This window comes from Bradyrhizobium sp. DOA1 (assembly GCF_001593325.1).
Lineage (GTDB): Bacteria > Pseudomonadota > Alphaproteobacteria > Rhizobiales > Xanthobacteraceae > Bradyrhizobium.
This window is the reverse complement of sequence record NZ_JXJM01000001.1, coordinates 4,681,213-4,698,155: the sequence shown is the minus strand read 5'-3', so window position 1 is coordinate 4,698,155 and position 16,943 is coordinate 4,681,213. Positions and strand designations below refer to the sequence as shown.

Annotated in this window: 18 protein-coding genes; 14 read left to right on the top strand and 4 right to left on the bottom strand. The window is 64.6% G+C overall.

Annotation, left to right across the window (positions count from 1 at the left end; genetic code table 11):
• Positions 1-43 precede the first annotated feature (43 nt).
• From SE91_RS22000 to ccoS, 10 genes are all read left to right on the top strand, one after another.
• Positions 44-877: a universal stress protein gene (locus tag SE91_RS22000; RefSeq protein WP_061849087.1), complete on the top strand. Its 834-nt coding sequence runs from the start codon at positions 44-46 to the stop codon at positions 875-877.
• A 34-nt stretch (positions 878-911) separates the two neighbouring features.
• Positions 912-1,337 (top strand): CBS domain-containing protein, encoded by a 426-nt coding sequence (locus SE91_RS21995; protein ID WP_061849086.1) that lies wholly within the window; start codon positions 912-914, stop codon positions 1,335-1,337.
• Positions 1,338-1,648: 311 nt separating this feature from the next.
• Entirely contained in the window at positions 1,649-3,298 is a 1,650-nt protein-coding gene (ccoN, locus tag SE91_RS21990) for a cytochrome-c oxidase, cbb3-type subunit I (RefSeq protein WP_061849085.1), read from the top strand.
• A gap of 12 nt (positions 3,299-3,310) precedes the next feature.
• Positions 3,311-4,045 (top strand): cytochrome-c oxidase, cbb3-type subunit II, encoded by a 735-nt coding sequence (gene ccoO / locus SE91_RS21985; protein ID WP_061849084.1) that lies wholly within the window; start codon positions 3,311-3,313, stop codon positions 4,043-4,045.
• Positions 4,046-4,058: 13 nt separating this feature from the next.
• Positions 4,059-4,223, top strand: coding sequence for a cbb3-type cytochrome oxidase subunit 3 (locus SE91_RS21980; RefSeq protein WP_008550637.1), 165 nt, complete (start codon positions 4,059-4,061; stop codon positions 4,221-4,223).
• Positions 4,224-4,229: 6 nt separating this feature from the next.
• Positions 4,230-5,102 carry a cytochrome-c oxidase, cbb3-type subunit III gene (ccoP, locus tag SE91_RS21975; protein ID WP_061849083.1) on the top strand — a complete coding sequence of 291 codons (873 nt, stop codon included), beginning with the start codon at positions 4,230-4,232 and terminating at the stop codon, positions 5,100-5,102.
• Positions 5,103-5,210: 108 nt separating this feature from the next.
• Positions 5,211-6,677, top strand: a complete 1,467-nt coding sequence (ccoG, locus tag SE91_RS21970) for a cytochrome c oxidase accessory protein CcoG (RefSeq protein WP_061849082.1) — start codon at positions 5,211-5,213, stop codon at positions 6,675-6,677.
• 19 nt (positions 6,678-6,696) lie between these two features.
• The gene (locus SE91_RS21965; RefSeq protein WP_082813776.1) at positions 6,697-7,188 is read left to right on the top strand and encodes a FixH family protein; all 492 of its coding nucleotides are present in this window, start codon (positions 6,697-6,699) and stop codon (positions 7,186-7,188) included.
• Positions 7,189-7,199: 11 nt separating this feature from the next.
• Positions 7,200-9,392 (top strand): cation-translocating P-type ATPase, encoded by a 2,193-nt coding sequence (locus SE91_RS21960; RefSeq protein ID WP_061849081.1) that lies wholly within the window; start codon positions 7,200-7,202, stop codon positions 9,390-9,392.
• Entirely contained in the window at positions 9,392-9,559 is a 168-nt protein-coding gene (gene ccoS / locus SE91_RS21955) for a cbb3-type cytochrome oxidase assembly protein CcoS (protein WP_008550618.1), read from the top strand. The genes SE91_RS21960 and ccoS overlap by 1 nt, the downstream gene beginning before the upstream one ends.
• Here ccoS and SE91_RS21950 read toward each other — a convergent pair.
• Both SE91_RS21950 and SE91_RS21945 read right to left on the bottom strand, forming a co-directional pair.
• Positions 9,556-10,758: an MFS transporter gene (locus SE91_RS21950; protein ID WP_061849080.1), complete on the bottom strand. Its 1,203-nt coding sequence runs from the start codon at positions 10,756-10,758 to the stop codon at positions 9,556-9,558. The two genes, ccoS and SE91_RS21950, sit on opposite strands and share 4 nt — an antisense overlap.
• A gap of 240 nt (positions 10,759-10,998) precedes the next feature.
• Positions 10,999-11,481 (bottom strand): cupin domain-containing protein, encoded by a 483-nt coding sequence (locus SE91_RS21945; protein WP_061849079.1) that lies wholly within the window; start codon positions 11,479-11,481, stop codon positions 10,999-11,001.
• Between the two features lie 236 nt (positions 11,482-11,717).
• On the opposite strand from SE91_RS21945, the gene SE91_RS21940 reads away from it, so the two are divergent.
• A complete protein-coding gene (locus SE91_RS21940) occupies positions 11,718-12,002 on the top strand; it encodes a hypothetical protein (RefSeq protein WP_061849078.1) in 285 nt (94 codons plus the stop codon).
• A gap of 81 nt (positions 12,003-12,083) precedes the next feature.
• Positions 12,084-12,800 (top strand): peroxiredoxin-like family protein, encoded by a 717-nt coding sequence (locus SE91_RS21935; protein ID WP_061849077.1) that lies wholly within the window; start codon positions 12,084-12,086, stop codon positions 12,798-12,800.
• A 205-nt stretch (positions 12,801-13,005) separates the two neighbouring features.
• On the opposite strand, the gene SE91_RS21930 is transcribed toward SE91_RS21935, so the two are convergent.
• Positions 13,006-13,893, bottom strand: a complete 888-nt coding sequence (locus tag SE91_RS21930) for a LysR family transcriptional regulator (RefSeq protein ID WP_061849076.1) — start codon at positions 13,891-13,893, stop codon at positions 13,006-13,008.
• Between the two features lie 195 nt (positions 13,894-14,088).
• Between SE91_RS21930 and SE91_RS21925 the strand changes: the two genes are divergently transcribed.
• Entirely contained in the window at positions 14,089-15,237 is a 1,149-nt protein-coding gene (locus SE91_RS21925; protein ID WP_061849075.1) for a patatin-like phospholipase family protein, read from the top strand.
• Positions 15,238-15,317: 80 nt separating this feature from the next.
• Entirely contained in the window at positions 15,318-16,268 is a 951-nt protein-coding gene (locus SE91_RS21920; protein ID WP_061849074.1) for an oxygenase MpaB family protein, read from the top strand.
• Positions 16,269-16,611: 343 nt separating this feature from the next.
• Here the strand turns inward: SE91_RS21920 and SE91_RS21915 are convergent.
• Positions 16,612-16,943, bottom strand: a 332-nt coding sequence (locus tag SE91_RS21915; protein WP_156490036.1) for a glycosyltransferase, incomplete at its 5' end; no start/stop codon positions are given.

Here is a 16,943-nt window from a genome sequence, read left to right as displayed (position 1 = left end):
AGGCTAGGTTCGCGGCTGGTTCATTGCTGTTCGGAGAATCCCGATGACATACGCGACCGTGATGGTCTGCCTGGCGCTCGACCAGCCCAACGAGGCGCGCCTTCAGGTCGCGGGCGAGCTCGCCGAGCGATTCGAGGCTGGTATCATCGGGGTTGCCGCGGCCCAGTTCGCACCGCCGCTCTATTTCACCGATGGCGCCGAGGCGCAGGGACTGATCGAGGAAGGTGAAGCGTCCGTCAAGCGGCGCCTTGCCGGTCTCGAGGCGCAATTCCGCGCTGCCATGAAGAATCGCGGCGGTCACGCGGAGTGGCGCAGCGCCGCAGATTTCCCGGCGCGATTCATCCTGGCGCAGGCGCGCTGTGCCGACATCGTCGTGAGCGGCGGGCAGAGCCCGGCCTTCTCCGACGCTTTTGCGCTCGCAAGCCCGAAGGATCTGGTGATGCAGGCGGGCCGCCCGCTGCTCGTCGTGCCCGACCGGGCCAACTGGCTCGACTTGCGCAGTGTGCTGGTGGCGTGGAAGGACACGCCGGAGGCGCGGCGGGCGGTGGCCGACGCACTGCCGATGCTGCGCAAGGCGAGGGACGTCACCATTGCCGCAGTTCTGGAGCGCGATGACGACCGCTCGGTCGTGATGGCCGGCGTGACCGACGTCGCCGCCTGGCTCGTCCGCCACGGCATCACCGCGACCGCGCGCGTTTCGGAAGGCACACGGAACGAAACTACCGCCGCGCAGTTGGACAAGGTTGCCGCCGAGGTTGGCGCCGGCCTGATCGTTGCGGGCGCCTATGGTCATTCGAGGTTTCGTGAGCTGATCATGGGCGGCGTCACCCAGCATCTAGTCACGCAATCCGCCCGTCTGGTGCTGCTGTCGCATTGACGGCCGGCCAACAGCGAGTCGAGGAGGACGCGCCGTGTACAGATTTCTCGAGCAGACCGCCAGTGGCTACATGACGCGCAACGTCAGGACGGTGCAGCGCGACCACGACTTGCTCGCGCTCAGCGAGATGTTCGAGAGCGACGATTTCAACTCCTATCCGGTCGTGGACGACGGACAGGTGGTCGGCATCGTCACCAAGTTCGACATCCTGAAGTGCTTCGCCTTCACGCCGAGCCAGATGCTGCCGCGCTATCACGACCTGATGAGCCGTAAGATCGACGACGTCATGACGCCGGAGTTCATCTATGTCAGCCCCGACACGCGGCTGACGCGCGTGCTGCAGATCATGGTCGAACACCGCATCAGGAGCATCATCGTGCTCGACGGCGCCCAGAAGTTGGTCGGAATCATCGCCCGCGAGGACGTCATCGCCGCGCTCAAGGCGACGGCGAGCGACTGAAGCCGACCGGGCGATCGGGCTGCGATCTCCGTCATTGCGAGCGAAGCGAAGCAATCCAGACTGCCTCCGGGGGGGATCCTGGATTGCTTCGTCGCTTCGCTCCTCGCAATGACGCCGCGGATGCGAGATCGCGGTCCCCACCTCCGTGATTTCACGGAGATTGCTGCGGCTTCTCCCACAAGGGGAGAGGGCATTTCAACTGGCAACGCCTCCTTCACATTAACGGAAATCCACCCATCTTGATTTCAATCAATTCGCCGCGAGGGTGAATGTGGTTTCTGGCTGCGTGTTCTTTCGAAAAGAGAATCCGCATGAGCCAGCCCTCCATCTCCAAATCCATGACGTCAGGTGAAAGCGGCTTGGCTGTCGTGTTTCCAGTCACCGCGTTCCTCTGCGTGATCGCCGCGGCCCAGGCGCTCGATGCGCCCTTCGCCTTCCATGCCGCGCTCAGCGCGGCGGCGAGCCTCGCGGCGGTGTTCGTCATCGTGAACCGCTACTTCGAACGGCCGGCGGCGCGGCCGCCCGAAGAGATCAACGGTCGCCCGAACTACAACATGGGGCCGATCAAGTTCTCCGCCTTCATGTCGATGTTCTGGGGCATCGCCGGCTTCCTGGTCGGCCTCATCATCGCTTCGCAGCTGGCCTGGCCGGCGCTAAACTTCGATCTGCCCTGGACCAGCTTCGGCCGCCTGCGCCCGCTGCACACGTCGGCGGTGGTCTTCGCCTTCGGCGGCAACGTGCTGATCGCGACCTCGTTCTACGTCGTGCAGAAGTCTTGCCGCGCGCGCCTCGCCGGCGATCTCGCGCCCTGGTTCGTGGTGGTCGGCTACAATTATTTCATCCTGGTCGCCGGCACCGGGTATCTGCTGGGCGTCACCCAGTCGAAGGAATATGCCGAGCCCGAATGGTATGCCGACCTCTGGCTGACCATCGTCTGGGTGGTCTATCTGCTGGTTTTCCTTGCCACCATCATCAAGCGCAAGGAGCCGCACATCTTCGTCGCGAACTGGTTCTATCTCGCCTTCATCGTGACGATCGCCGTGCTGCATCTCGGCAACAATCCGGCGCTTCCGGTTTCGGTGTTCGGCTCCAAGTCCTACATCGCGTGGGGCGGCATCCAGGACGCCATGTTCCAGTGGTGGTACGGCCACAACGCGGTCGGCTTCTTCCTGACCGCCGGCTTCCTCGCCATCATGTACTACTTCATTCCGAAGCGCGCCGAGCGGCCGGTCTATTCCTATCGTCTGTCGATCATCCATTTCTGGGCGCTGATCTTCCTCTACATCTGGGCAGGTCCGCACCATCTGCACTACACGGCGCTGCCGGACTGGACGCAGACCCTCGGCATGACCTTCTCGATCATGCTGTGGATGCCCTCCTGGGGCGGCATGATCAACGGCCTGATGACGCTGTCGGGCGCCTGGGACAAGCTGCGCACCGACCCCGTGCTGCGCATGCTGGTCGTCTCCGTCGCCTTCTACGGCATGTCGACCTTCGAAGGCCCGATGATGTCGATCAAGGTGGTCAACTCGCTGAGCCACTACACCGACTGGACCATCGGTCACGTGCATTCCGGCGCGCTCGGCTGGGTCGGCTTCGTCTCCTTCGGCGCGCTCTACTGCCTGGTGCCGTGGGTCTGGAATCGCAAGGGGTTGTACAGCCTGAAGCTCGTCAACTGGCACTTCTGGGTCGCGACCCTCGGCATCGTCCTCTACATCTCGGCGATGTGGGTGTCCGGCATCCTCCAGGGCCTGATGTGGCGCGCCTACACCTCGCTCGGCTTCCTCGAATATTCCTTCATCGAGAGCGTAGAGGCGATGCATCCCTTCTACATCATCCGCGCCGCCGGCGGCGGGCTGTTCCTGATCGGCTCGCTGATCATGGCCTACAATCTCTGGATGACGGTTCGCGTCGGCGAAGCGGAAGTCCAGATGCCCGTCGCTCTTCAGCCGGCGGAATGAGGAGCACGAGCAATGTCGTTCTGGGCACGCCACCAAATCTTCGAGAAGAACTCGATCATCCTGATCGTTGGCATCCTGCTGGTGATCGCGATCGGCGGTCTCGTCGAGATCACCCCGTTGTTCTACCTCAAGAGCACGATCGAGGCGGTCGACGGCGTCAGGCCGTATACGCCGCTGGAGCTCGCCGGGCGCAACGTCTACGTCCGCGAGGGCTGCTATCTCTGCCACTCGCAGATGGTCCGGCCCCTGCGCGACGAGGTCGAACGCTACGGCCACTTCTCGCTCGCCGCTGAGAGCATGTACGATCATCCGTTCCAGTGGGGCTCGAAGCGCACCGGTCCGGACCTTGCCCGCGTCGGCGTCAAATATTCCGACGATTGGCACGTCACCCATCTGATCAACCCGCGCGCGATCGTGCCGCAATCGGTGATGCCCGGCTATCCGTTCCTCAGCAAGGCCGAGGTCGATCCGGATGCGATCGCGGGCGATATGCGCGCGCTCAGGACCGTCGGCGTCCCCTATAGCGACGAGCAGATCGCCAATGCCGCCACCGACCTGAAAGCCCAGGCCGATCCGGACAATGCCGGCGCAGACGCCTTCACCAAGCGCTACGCCAAGGCGGTGGTGCGCAACTTCGACGGCAAGACCGGCACGCCGACCGAGATGGACGCGCTGGTCGCTTACTTGCAGATGCTTGGCACGCTGGTCGACTTCAAGCTCTACAACGAGAAAGCCAATCTTCGCTGAGAAGGCATGAACGATGAAAGCTATCCTGACAGTCCACAATGTCGCGTCCGAGCTCGTCACGACGATCTGGACACCGGTGTTCGTCGCGATCTTTCTCGCGATCATCGCCTACGCGTTCTGGCCCCGGAACAAGGCTGCGTTCGACGAGGCAGCGCACCTGCCGTTGCGGGAGGAGTGAGAGACCATGACCGATCATAGCGAAGTCGATGCCGTCACCGGCAAGTCCACGACCGGACATGAATGGGACGGCATCAAGGAGCTCAACACGCCGCTGCCGCGCTGGTGGGTGATCTCGTTCTACCTCACCATCATCTGGTCGATCGCCTACTGGATCGTCTATCCGGCCTGGCCGCTGATCTCCAGCAATACCACGGGCGTATTCGGCTATTCCTCGCGTGCCGACGTCGCGGTCGAGCTCGCCAATCTCGAGAAGATCCGCGGCGACAAGATGGTGGCGCTGGGTGCCGCCTCGCTCGCCGACATCGAGAAGGACCCGGCGCTGCTCGCGCTGGCCCGCGCCAAGGGCAAGACCGTATTCGGCGACAATTGCGTGCCGTGTCACGGCTCCGGCGGCGCCGGCGCCAAGGGCTATCCGAACCTGAACGACGACGAGTGGCTGTGGGGCGGCACGCTCGACCAGATCATGCAGACCATCCAGTACGGTGTGCGTTCCGGCCACGCCAAGACGCATGAAGGCCAGATGCTCGCCTTCGGTAAGGACGGCGTGCTGAAATCGGATGAGATCGTCACGGTCGCCAATTACGTGCGGTCGCTGGCAGGCCTTCCGACCCGCAACGGCTTCGATGCCGCCAAGGGAGAGAAGATCTTCGCCGAGAACTGCGCCGCCTGCCACGGCGATGGCGGCAAGGGCAACCAGGAGCTGGGCGCGCCCAACCTGACCGACAAGATCTGGCTCTATGGCTCGGACGAGGCGAGCCTGATCGAAACCATCGGCCAGGGCCGCGCCGGCGTCATGCCGGCCTGGGAAGGGCGGCTCGATCCCGCCACCATCAAGGCGATGGCGGTCTACGTCCACTCGCTCGGCGGCGGCAAGTAGCTGATCCGCGACAGCGGGGGCGAACAAAAGTGCCCCCGTTTGAGCTGGATCAACTGACGCAGCGGTGTCGGGTCTAGGTTTAATCGCACCTCTTGAAAAGTTTTGGCGATGAACAAGACCGTGAACCCGAAAGACCTCACATCGGACGATGACTACGGACCGCTCTACGCGGCGCGCAAGAAGGTCTATCCACAGAGCGTCTCCGGTACATTCCGCCGCATCAAATGGGGCCTGATGGCGGTCTGCCTCGGCGTCTACTATTTACTGCCCTTCGTGCGCTGGAATCGCGGTTTCGGCGCACCCAACCAGGCGGTGCTGATCGACCTTCCCAACAGCCGCTTCTACTTCTTCTTCATCGAGCTGTGGCCGCAGGAAGTCTATTACTTCACCGGCCTGTTGATCGTCGCCGCGGTGGCACTGTTCCTGATGAACTCCATCGGCGGCCGCATCTGGTGCGGCTATCTCTGCCCGCAGACGGTCTGGACCGACCTGTTCTACGCGGTCGAGCGCCTGATCGAGGGCGACCGGCGCGAGCGCATGAAGAAGGACAAATCGTCCGACCCGATGAAGCTCGAGCGCATCTCCGAGATCGTGCTCAAGCACTCGATCTGGCTCTTGATCGCCTGGTGGACCGGCGGCGCCTGGGTACTCTACTTCAACGACGCGCCGACGCTGGTGAAGGAGCTCGTCACCTTCCAGGCGCCGATGATCGCCTACATCTGGATCGGGATTCTCACCGCCACGACGTATCTGCTCGCCGGCTACATGCGTGAGCAGGTCTGCACCTATATGTGCCCGTGGCCGCGCATCCAGGCCGCGCTCACCGACGAATGGGCGCTCAACGTCACCTACCGCTACGACCGCGGCGAGAAGCGCACGTCGGTGAAGAAGGCGGCCGAGCTGCGCGCGCTCGGCGAGCAGGTCGGTGATTGCGTCGACTGCTACCAATGCGTCGCGGTTTGTCCAACCGGCATCGACATCCGCAACGGGCCGCAGATGGAATGCATCCAGTGCGGCCTCTGCATCGACGCCTGCGACAACGTGATGACCAAGATCGGCCGGCCGAAGCGGCTGATCGGCTACGACAACGACATCAACATCCAGCGCCGCCAGGAAGGCAAGGCGCCGGTCTACCGGATCGTCCGGGCCCGCACCATCGTCTACAGCGCGATCATCGTGGCCATCGGCGGTTTCATGACCTATACGCTCGCGACCCGTAGCCTGCTTGACGTCAACGTGCTGCATGATCGCAATCCAATCGCCATCAAGCTCAGCGACGGTTCGATCCGCAATGCTTACACGGTGCGCCTGTTGAACAAGAGCGGCTATGACCGCGTCATCGCCATCGACGCGCACGGCCCGGCCAACGCGACCGTCCACATCATCGGCGTCGATTCCGTGACGCCGGACAGGCCGATGATCGTGATCCCGCGCGATTCCACCAGCGAGCTGCGGCTGCTGGTCACCGCGCCTGCGGACAGCAATGCGGAGAAGTCGATTCCGGTCCGCTTCCACGTCACCGATATCGGGCTCGGCGAGGTCGCCTCCGCCACCGACAATTTCGTCTCGCCCTGAGTAAGACCCGGAGTTCACCATGGCATCCGCCTCAAAGCCGCTGACCGGAACAAAAGTCTTCCTGATGCTGGTCGCCTTCTTCGGCCTCGTGATCGGCGTCAACGCAACCATGATGAAGCTCGCGATCGCGACGCTGCCCGGCACTGACGTCGACAGCCCCTATGCCGCGGGTCTCGTCTATGACCGCGAGATCTCGGCGGCGCAGGACCAGGCGCTGCGCAAATGGAAGGTCAACGCCCATGTCGAGCGCCATGGCGACGGCGGCGCCGCACTTCAGGTCGAGGCACGCGATGCGAGCGGCCAGCCGATCGCCGGACTGAAGTTCGGCGGCCGCCTGGAGCGGCCGACCGACAAGCGCGCCGATCTCGCGGTCGAGCTCACCGAGACCGGCATCGGTACCTATCGCGGCCATGCCGCCGCCGTCGCGCCCGGCCAATGGGACCTGGTGATCGAGGGCGAGGCACGGGGGACGCGCGTGTTCCTGTCGCGTAACCGCGTGATCCTGAACTGAAGGAATCCGCCATGCAGGTCACGCGGGATTTTTCGCACTACGTCCGGACGGCCGGCGAGGGTATCAGGCACATCGATCTCGCAGTCGAAGGCGTGCACTGTGCGGGCTGCATGGCCAAGATCGAGCGCGGTCTGTCCGCCATCCCCGACGTCACGCTGGCGCGCGTGAACCTCACCGACCGCCGCGTCACGCTGGAGTGGAAGGCGGGCACGCTCGATCCTGCCCGGTTCATCGACCGGCTCGAAGAGCTCGGCTACAAAGCCTATCCGTTCGAGACCGAGAGCGCGGAGGTGGCGGAGGTCGCCGAATCCCGCTTCCTGCTGCGTTGCCTCGGTGTCGCTGCGTTCGCCACGATGAACGTCATGATGCTGTCGATCCCGGTGTGGTCGGGCAACGTATCGGACATGCTGCCGGAGCAGCGCGACTTCTTCCACTGGCTGTCGGCGCTGATCGCGCTCCCCGCGGCCGCCTATGCCGGCCAGCCGTTCTTCCGCTCGGCCTGGCGGGCGCTGTCGAACAAGACCACCAACATGGACGTGCCGATCTCGATCGGCGTCTGCCTCGCGCTCGGCATGTCCGTGGTCGAGACCATCCACCACGCCGAACACGCCTATTTCGACGCGGCAATCATGCTGCTGACGTTCCTTCTGGTCGGTCGCGTCCTCGACCAGAACATGCGGCGGCGGACCCGCGCCGTGGCCGGCAACCTTGCCGCGCTGAAAGCAGAGACCGCGGCCAAATTCGTCGGTCCCGACGAGATCTCGCAGGTGCCGGTGGCGGCGATCCATCCCGGCGACATCGTGTTGCTGCGCCCCGGCGAGCGCTGCGCGGTCGACGGCACCGTGATCGAGGGACGGTCCGAGATCGACCAGAGCCTGATCACCGGCGAGACGCTCTATGTCACGGCCGAAAAGGGCACGCCGGTCTATGCGGGATCGATGAACATATCGGGCACGCTGAGGGTGCGGGTCTCGGCGGCTTCCGAGGCGACGCTGCTCGCCGAGATCACGCGGCTGCTCGACAACGCGTTGCAGGCGCGCTCGCGTTACATGCAACTCGCCGACCGCGCCTCGCGGCTCTATGCGCCCGTGGTGCATGCGACCGCGCTGATCACCGTATTGGGCTGGGTCATCGCAGGTGCAGGTTGGCACGATGCGATCGTGACCGGCGTCGCTGTCCTGATCATCACCTGTCCCTGCGCGCTGGGCCTTGCGATCCCTACCGTGCAGACGGTGGCCTCGGGCGCGATGTTTAGGTCGGGCGTGCTGCTCAATTCCGGTGATGCCATCGAGCGCCTTGCGGAGGCCGACCACGTCATTTTCGACAAGACCGGCACGCTGACGCTGCCGGACCTGGAAGTGATGAATGCGGCCGATATTCCCGCCGACATCTTCGAACTCGCCGGACGACTTGCGCTGTCGAGCCATCACCCCGTTGCCGCCGCGGTGGCGCAGGCGGCCGGTGCCAAGTCTCCCATCGTCGGCGCGGTCGAGGAGGCCGGGCAGGGCGTGCGCGCAACCGTGGACGGAATCGAAATCCGTCTCGGCCGGCCGTCCTTCTGTGGCGCGGAGGCGCTGGTCGCTGACGTGACCCGCCTTGACCCCGAGGCTTCGGTCGTGGCGTTCAGCAAGGGCAGCGCAAGAGTCATCCTGTCGGTGCGGCAGGGCCTGCGTCCGGATGCGCAGGCCGTGGTCGCGGCGCTGAAGGCGCGCAATATCGGCATCGAGATCCTCTCCGGCGACCGCGAGCCCGCGGTGAGGGCGGCGGCCCATGCGCTCGGCATCCCCGAATGGCGCGCCGGCGTCACGCCCGCCGACAAGATCGCGCGGATCGAGGAGTTGAAGCGGCGCGGCGCAAAAGTGCTGATGGTCGGCGACGGCATGAACGATGCTCCGTCGCTGGCGGCGGCCCATGTCTCGATGTCGCCGATCTCGGCCGCGCATCTCAGCCAGGCAACCGCCGATCTCGTCTTCCTGGGACGGCCGCTCGCTCCCGTGGTCGCCGCCATCGATTCCGCGCGCAAGGCGCTGCATCTGATGCGTCAGAACCTCTGGCTTGCGATCGGCTACAACGTCCTCGCCGTGCCGGTCGCGATCAGCGGCGTGGTGACGCCCCTGATCGCGGCGGCCGCCATGAGCGGATCGTCGATCCTGGTGATGCTCAATTCGTTGCGGGCGCGCAGCGCTTCGCGGGAGATCGCGTGATGGAGATCCTGGTCATCCTGGTCCCGCTGGCGCTCATGCTCGGCGGTGCCGGTCTCGTCGCCTTCCTCTGGTCGCTCCGCAGCGGCCAATACGACGATCTCGACGGCGCCGCCTGGCGCGCCATTGCCGACGACGAGCCGCCGCAGGAAGCGCCGGCCAAGCGCTAGCGCTTCAAGTCGATTGTAAGCAGCGCTGCGACGACGAGGGCAAAACCGACGCCTGCCACGCAAGTCTGCCAGCCGAAGGCGTCGAACAACCTTCCCAGTACGGAGGTGCCGACGAGGCCACCGCAGAAATAGCAGGCGAGATAAGTGCCGCTAGCGATGCCGCGGTTGTCGGCGGCGGTCTGCCCGACGAAGCCGGTGGCGGTCGCTTGCGCGAAGAACGTGCCGACACCGACCAGAACCATCCCCGCCAGCACCGCGCTCAGGTGCGGCGACAGCATCAAGGGCAGGCCTATTCCGGCCACGGCGAGCGAACCCCAGATCGTCGGCCGCGGTCCCAGGCGCGCTGCGATCCTCCCCGCCAGCAATGTCGTGATCACCGAGGGCAGGAATACGATGTAGACCAAGCCAAGCCCCATCATGCCGAGGGAGAGCGGCGGTCGGACCAGCACGAAATTGACGAAGGTGAACGTGCCGATGAAGGCGAACAGGATGCAAAAGCCGATGCCATAGGCGGCGCGCAGTCGTCGATCACGCCAATGCGCGAACATCACGGCGAGCGGAGACGCTGTCGCCGTCATCGCATGCATCGGCTTGACGCGTTTGATGGTGCAATAGACCAGCGCCGCGCCGGCTAGATTGAGGGCGGCGAAGACGTAGAAGTTCCACGCGAGGCCAAGACCGTCGGCGACGGCCGCCGAGACCAGTCGGCCAATGAGGTTGCTGGCGACGTTTCCGGTGATGTAGGCGGCGAACGCGCCGCCTGCGTCTATCGCGCTGCATTGCTCGCCGAGATAGGCCAGGGTCAGTGCGAAGGCCGAGGCCATGCACAAGCCTTGTGCGACACGAAGAATGGTGAAGACCGCTAGATTGGGAGCGGTCGCCAGCAGGCCCGTGGGGATCGCCAGAAGCAGAAGACTGAACAGGATACCGGTCCGGCGGTTGATATGCGGGCTCAGAATGCCGACGACGAGGCTGGCTGCGGCCATGCCGAAGGTGCTGGCATTGACGGCGAAACCCATCGCGGCCGGGGTGACGCCGTAATGCCGCGTCAGAGACGGCAGGATCGCCTGGGTGGCGAACAGGTCGACGACGGTCAGGAACGCAGTTAGGCCAATCACGAGCGAGCGTAGCGCCAGTCCCGGCGAGTGCGCTTCCGGCATCACCGCGGCTGCTTTGATGGATGAGGAAAGGTTGGTCATGGCGTTGCTCCCGTGACCTATCATTCCGGGCGGCTTTGCGACCCGGAATGACGGAGGCCTGTAGCATGTGGCGCATTTGTCGGGGCCGAGCGCGCGCCTCGTCCTTCGAGGCGACCGCTTCGCCGTCTCCTCAGGATGAGGCTAAGCGACATCATGCCCGCAGAGGCTGCTGCCGCGCACGCGATCCTCATCCTGAGGAGTCCGCCTCAAGCGGGCGTCTCGAAGGATGGCCGCAACTCACTACATGTGATGATCGTTAGGGTCCTTGCGGACGTCGCCGACATAGAGAATGACGGTTTCCTTGCCGGAGTTCTTCCACCAGTGCGAGGTGCCGAACACTTCGGGGCGGATGTCGCCGGCTTTATGCACGATCGGATCGACGCAGTTGGAGGCGTATTCGACGATCTCGCCCTGCTGCACGAAGATCAGGGCCGGGCGGTCGTCATGGCTGTGCCAGGGCACGATGCCGCCGGGTGCGATGGTCAGCTTGCGGAAGCGCAGTTCGCGGCCCTCGATGCGCGCCGGCTGCTTGCCGAGATCGATCGCGCCGAGCGTGACGTCGGTGACGCCGATCGGCTTGTGGTCGACCATTTGCTGTGCGTTCGACCTGATCTTGTCGGCGGGGCATTCGCCGGCGACGGCCGGTTGCGCCGACAGAGTCAATGCGCCGAGGATCGCAAGACCCGGCCAGATCGCGCGAGATGATGTGCGATGCTTGAGCATGGAAGTCTCCTGTGTTGGCCGCGACCGCGATAGTCGCCGGCTGTGGCAGGAGTGTCTTCGACGCGTTGCCCATGCTGAAATGCCCTTTCGCTCTCGGTGCGATAGCGTAGTGCTATGCCGATAGGCGGCGGCTATCGAACCGATGATGGATCGGCATTTTCGCTCGCGCGACTTCCGCCGTTCAATGGCAGGACGCCCGATTGGCGGGCGCTCACGTCAATCCGGAGGAGCATCCCATGACGACATTGTCCAAGACCCTGATTGCCACTGCCGCGTTCGCGATCACGGCCACCTCGGCCTTCTCGCAAGCCACCTGGGACTTCAAGGCCGGCATGGCCTATGTCTATGGGGGGCCCGGAAAGATGTCAGCGATGGCGATGGCCCCGGCGGAGAAGAATCACGACGCCATGATGAAGAACGCCAAGAAGGTACCCGACAACACCGTGTTCTTTATGGACAAAGGCACGCTGTACTCCACCTCGGGGCGGCTCGATCCGACCGGCAATTTCTACGTGAACTGAACCAACCCTCGCGCAACGGCCGCCCTTGCGGGCGGCCGGACCGCGAAACTAGTATCCGTCCCGTGAACGCCGGAGCAGAAGATGACGTCTCTCTCGCCAGCCGACGCCGAACAGCTCAGGCTTGCCTTCCAGCGCTGCCGCGACATGGACGGTACGCTGAACGAACAGCTCCGCGCCTATGCCGACGCCAGCCGCGAGGTCTTCCCCGCCTATGGCGAGGCGGTCGATCGTCTGGTCGCGCGCTTGAACGGCAACGGCGGCGGTGAGACGGCGCCGCGCCCGGGCGATGCGATGCCTCCGTTCATGCTGCCCGACGAGAGCGGGCGCCTTGTCGCGCTTACTTCGCTGCTGGAAAGCGGGCCGGTCGCGGTGATGTTCTTCCGCGGTCATTGGTGCCCCTATTGCCGGCTCAACGTCCGCGCGGTGGTGCAGGCTTTCGGCCGCATCAAGGGGATGGGGGCTCAGGTCGTCGCGATCATGCCGGAGACGCAGGAATATACGCGCCAGCTTAAATCGGACGCCGCTGTGCCATTTCCGGTCCTGACGGATCTCGACAATGGTTATGCGCTCTCGCTCAATCTCGCGATCTGGCTCGGTGCCGAGATTCAAGACCTGTTGTCCTATCAGGACATAGCGAGATTCCACGGCAACGACGGCTGGATGCTGCCAATCCCAGCGGTGTTCGTGGTCGGACGTGACGGCGTCGTGCAGGCCCGCTTCGTCGACCCCGATTTCCGCAAGCGCATGGAGATCGACGATCTGCTGGCGGCACTGGAAGACGCGAGCAGGGAGAATTGAGCTGCGCGTAGTGTTTTGCCCTCTCCCCTTGTGTGTTCAGACCGGGGAGAGGGTGGCTCGCCGCGTAGCGGCGAGACGGGTGAGGGGTTCTCTCCGCCGGTAAATCTTTGCGTCGTGTGCGCGGCACCATACCCCTCATCCGGCGCTTCGCGCCACCTTCTGCCACAGGGGGAGAAGGAAGAACTGCAGCAATCATTCTGCAATACTACCCCGCAATTTCTCGCCAGTCCGCGCCGCGCAACATGCGCATCACGGCGTTGCCTACGGCGGTGCGTTGCCTGCCGGCTACTCCGTAGAGGTTGACGGTGCGGCGGGCGTCCAGGCCCGGGACGGCGGCGCGGGTCAGCCGCTCCGGCACGGGCGAGGTGTGCGGCACCATGGCAATGCCCATGTCCGCTTCGACGAGCTCGATCAGGTCGCGCTCGTTCGAAACCTCATGCCCATGTTCGATATCGATGCCGTGCTCGCGCAAGCTCGCAGAGATCCGGCCCGAATGTTCGCAGAACGTCCGGCTGAGAAGCTGCTCCGATCGCAAATCGTCCAGCTCGACCGAGCTGCGGCCGGCCAGGCGATGCCCGTCGCCGACGACCAGCTCGAAACTCTCGGTGAAGAGCGGCCAGACGTCGAGCCGTTCCCAGGCCTCATCGATCTCTGCGGCGATCCCGAGCTCGGCCTCGCCTTTCTTGAGGAATTCGGCGACCTCACGGCTGGTGCCGCGCAGGAAACGGAATTCGAGCCGGTTGAGCTGCCGCTTGATCTGGTCGAGATGCGAGAGCAGCAACGCAAGATCGATGGAATGGGTCAGCGCGATGCGCAGCGCGCCGATCTCGCCGCTTTTGAACGAGGAGGCAAGCGAGCGCGCGCCGGCAGCGGCGTCATAGCACTGCTTCAGAAGCGGATGCATGCGCTGGCCTAGCTCGGTCAGTTGCGCAGCAGGCCGCTCGCGACGAAACAGGTCGCCGCCGAATTCGGCCTCGAGCTGCTTGATCGCGCGCGTCAGCGAGGGCTGCGTGACGTTGCATTCCTCGGCGGCGCGCGTGAAGTTCAAGAGCTGCGCGACCGCAAGGAAATAGCGGACCTGATGCATTTCCATGGATCGGCTCCCCAGCAGGATCGACCGGAATCTAGCCGATCGCGGCGGGGAATGACATCCCGGCGGCGATAGCGCCCGCGTATGGTTTTGGAAGGCAGGCGGCATTTCCAAAGAGCGGACGACTGCCGAGAATGGCAGGACGTGGTAATAGTCATACGCCGGCGATTGATAACCTTAGCTCGACAGGAGCGTGACATGAATGGCATGCAGAAGAGCGCGCAGCGGACGGGGATGGACCTGCCGGGCCAGGTTGTTCTCGTGCTTCAAGGCGGCGGTGCGCTCGGCTCTTATCAGGCTGGCGTCTACCAGGCGCTGCACGAGGCCGGCATCGAGCCGGACTGGATCATCGGCACGTCGATCGGCGCCATCAATGCGAGCCTGATTGCCGGCAACGCGCCCGAACACCGGCTGGCGCGCTTGAGGGAATTTTGGAAGCGGATGGAGCAGCAGCCAGTCTGGGACTGGCGCAGCGCGTTTCCAGGTTTCAACGAAAAATTGGCCTATTGGTCGACCGTGACCCACGGTATTCCGGGCTTCTTCCGGCCCAATCCGCTGGCGCATGCGGGGGATTCCTATCCGCTCGGCGCCGATCATGCCGGCTATTATTCGACAGCGCCGCTGGAGAGGACGCTGAGCGAGCTGGTCGATTTCGATCTGGTCAATCGCTGCGCGCCGCGCCTGACGGTTGGTGCGGCTCATGTCGGCACCAGCGAAATGCGCTATTTCGATAGCGGAGACGACGACATTACGGTGAAGCACGTCATGGCTTCGGGTGCACTACCGCCGGCCTTCCCGGCCGTGCGCATCGACGGCGAGCTCTATTGGGACGGCGGCATTCTGTCGAATACGCCGACTGAAGCCGTGTTCGACGACAATCCACGCAGGAATTCCCTGATCTTCTCGGTGCATCTGTGGAATCCCGTCGGGCCTGAGCCGACGACGATGGCGGAGGTGCTGAACCGGCACAAGGACGTGCAATATTCCAGCCGCATCGCCAGCCAGATCGTGCGACAGCAGCAGGCCCATCGCTTGCGCCATGTTATCAACGAGCTCGCGGCTCGGCTTCCCGAGAGCGAGCGCAACGATCCCGCGGTGATGGAGCTGATGAGCTACGGCTGTCCGACCCGCATGCATGTGGTGCGGCTGCTGACACCGCAGCTCGAGCGCGAGACCCATACCAAGGACATCGACTTCAGTCCGTCAGGCATCACGCGGCGATGGCACGCCGGCTATGCCCATACGAAGTCGGTGCTGGCGCGCAAGCCCTGGATCGGCGAATTCGATCCGCTCGCCGGCGTCGTGTTGCACGAGCATATGGACGAGATGCCGATGGCGGCGGAGTAAGGCCGCAGGCCACCGTTCGCTTCATCGAATTGCCATAGGCCTTGCGAATCGTTGCTGGTCCGCAGTGAAAGGCCCTGCAAATGGTGTCCGTGAACGATCTTGAATCCGCTCTCGACCATGTCCGTGCGGATGCGGCGGGACCGGTGGCCGGCGTGTTCGGCCCTGACACGCTGACCTGGCAGATCGACCGCGAGGCCGTGATCTTCCTCGGCGCCGGTCGTGCGCTGCTGCTGCAGCTGGCGCATCCCTGGGTCGCGGCCGCGATCGCCGAGCATTCGAGCACCCTTGCCGATCCGATCGGCCGGTTCCATCGCACCTTCGACATTGTCTTTGCCATGGTGTTCGGCTCTCTGGACCGGGCGGTGCTGTCGTCGCGGCAACTGCATCGGCGTCACGGCATGATCGTCGGGGCGATGCCCGAGACCGTCGGCCCGTTCGCTGCGGGCTCGCGCTATTGTGCCAACGACATCCCATCGCTGCGCTGGGTTCATGCGACGCTTGTCGAGACGGCGCTGATGGCGCATGACCTCATTCTGCCGCCGCTTTCGAGCGCGGAGCGCGAGCGCTACTGGACCGAGAGCCGGCTGTACGGCGCCCTGTTCGGACTGACCGGGACCGATCTGCCCGCGGACTGGGCTGGCTTCGCAGCTTACAACGCGGCGATGGCGCAGTCAGAGACGCTGACCGTCAGCGCGGCGGCGCGCGAGATCGCCGCGCAAATCTTCAGCGGCGCGCGTCCCTGGCTGCGGCCGCCGCGCTGGTATCGCGCGCTCACGGCAAGGATGTTGCCGGAGCGGTTGCGGGCCGGCTTCGGGTTCGAGCTCGATGAGCGGGACGAGAGGGCGGCGGACAACGCGCTGGCATGGATAAGGCGCGTCTATCCGAAATTGCCGCACCGGTTGCGCTATGTCGGCCCCTATCAGGAAGCGCAGGCGCGGCTGCGCGGTGAACCACAGCCCGACTGGATGGTCCGCAGCCTCAATCGGCTCTGGATCGGACGGCCGCAGATGGATGCGCGCGGGAAGGGATGAGTCTCTCTCCGTGTCCCGGACAAGCCGCAACGCGCGAGCGTTGCGGCGCAGAGCCGGGACCCAGCGAACTCCAACGCGCCATGGGCCCCGGCTCTGCAGCGCATCACGTCGCAAGGGCGACGCACTGCGCTGCGTCCGGGGCACGAGAGGGGAGCGAGGCGGGCACTCGTCCAACACCGTCATTGCGAGCGCAGCGACTTGTCCGCCGAAGCCTTGGAGAAGGCGGAAGCAATCCAGACTGTCACCGCGGTGGGATTCCGGACTGCTTCGTCGCTTCGCTCCTCGCAATGACGGCGGTGAGAGAGGGGCTCGCAATGACGGAGGATGAGAAAGCGCCTCCGCCTCACACCGCTGCCAGCTTCCGGTACAGCGCGCCGTAGCTGCCGGCCGAGATGCTCCAGGAGAACGATCGTCCCATGGCGCTGCGGCGCATGGTGTCGAGCTGGTCCTGGGCCATGAACGCTTCGAAGGCGCGGCGGACGCCGCCGAGGAAGGATTCGCGCGATGGCCTCGAGAACAGAAAGCCGGTCTCGCCGTCGCTGATGGTTTCGGCAAGGCCGCCGGTCTGGTGTCCGATCGGCAGCGAGCCGAAGCGCTGGGCGTACATCTGGCTGAGGCCGCACGGCTCGAAGCGTGAGGGCATCAGAGTAAAATCGCTGCCGGCGAAGATGCGGC

Bases quoted from the DNA above. Each gene is read 5' to 3' on its own strand.
- SE91_RS22000 (WP_061849087.1), top strand. From the start codon at position 44: ATGACATACGCGACCGTGATGGTCTGCCTGGCGCTCGACCAGCCCAAC.
- ccoN (WP_061849085.1), top strand. From the start codon at position 1,649: ATGAGCCAGCCCTCCATCTCCAAATCCATGACGTCAGGTGAAAGCGGC.
- ccoO (WP_061849084.1), top strand. From the start codon at position 3,311: ATGTCGTTCTGGGCACGCCACCAAATCTTCGAGAAGAACTCGATCATC.
- SE91_RS21980 (WP_008550637.1), top strand. From the start codon at position 4,059: ATGAAAGCTATCCTGACAGTCCACAATGTCGCGTCCGAGCTCGTCACG.
- ccoP (WP_061849083.1), top strand. From the start codon at position 4,230: ATGACCGATCATAGCGAAGTCGATGCCGTCACCGGCAAGTCCACGACC.
- ccoG (WP_061849082.1), top strand. From the start codon at position 5,211: ATGAACAAGACCGTGAACCCGAAAGACCTCACATCGGACGATGACTAC.
- SE91_RS21965 (WP_082813776.1), top strand. From the start codon at position 6,697: ATGGCATCCGCCTCAAAGCCGCTGACCGGAACAAAAGTCTTCCTGATG.
- SE91_RS21960 (WP_061849081.1), top strand. From the start codon at position 7,200: ATGCAGGTCACGCGGGATTTTTCGCACTACGTCCGGACGGCCGGCGAG.
- ccoS (WP_008550618.1), top strand. From the start codon at position 9,392: ATGGAGATCCTGGTCATCCTGGTCCCGCTGGCGCTCATGCTCGGCGGT.
- SE91_RS21950 (WP_061849080.1), bottom strand. From the start codon at position 10,758: ATGACCAACCTTTCCTCATCCATCAAAGCAGCCGCGGTGATGCCGGAA.
- SE91_RS21945 (WP_061849079.1), bottom strand. From the start codon at position 11,481: ATGCTCAAGCATCGCACATCATCTCGCGCGATCTGGCCGGGTCTTGCG.
- SE91_RS21940 (WP_061849078.1), top strand. From the start codon at position 11,718: ATGACGACATTGTCCAAGACCCTGATTGCCACTGCCGCGTTCGCGATC.
- SE91_RS21935 (WP_061849077.1), top strand. From the start codon at position 12,084: ATGACGTCTCTCTCGCCAGCCGACGCCGAACAGCTCAGGCTTGCCTTC.
- SE91_RS21930 (WP_061849076.1), bottom strand. From the start codon at position 13,893: ATGGAAATGCATCAGGTCCGCTATTTCCTTGCGGTCGCGCAGCTCTTG.
- SE91_RS21925 (WP_061849075.1), top strand. From the start codon at position 14,089: ATGAATGGCATGCAGAAGAGCGCGCAGCGGACGGGGATGGACCTGCCG.
- SE91_RS21920 (WP_061849074.1), top strand. From the start codon at position 15,318: ATGGTGTCCGTGAACGATCTTGAATCCGCTCTCGACCATGTCCGTGCG.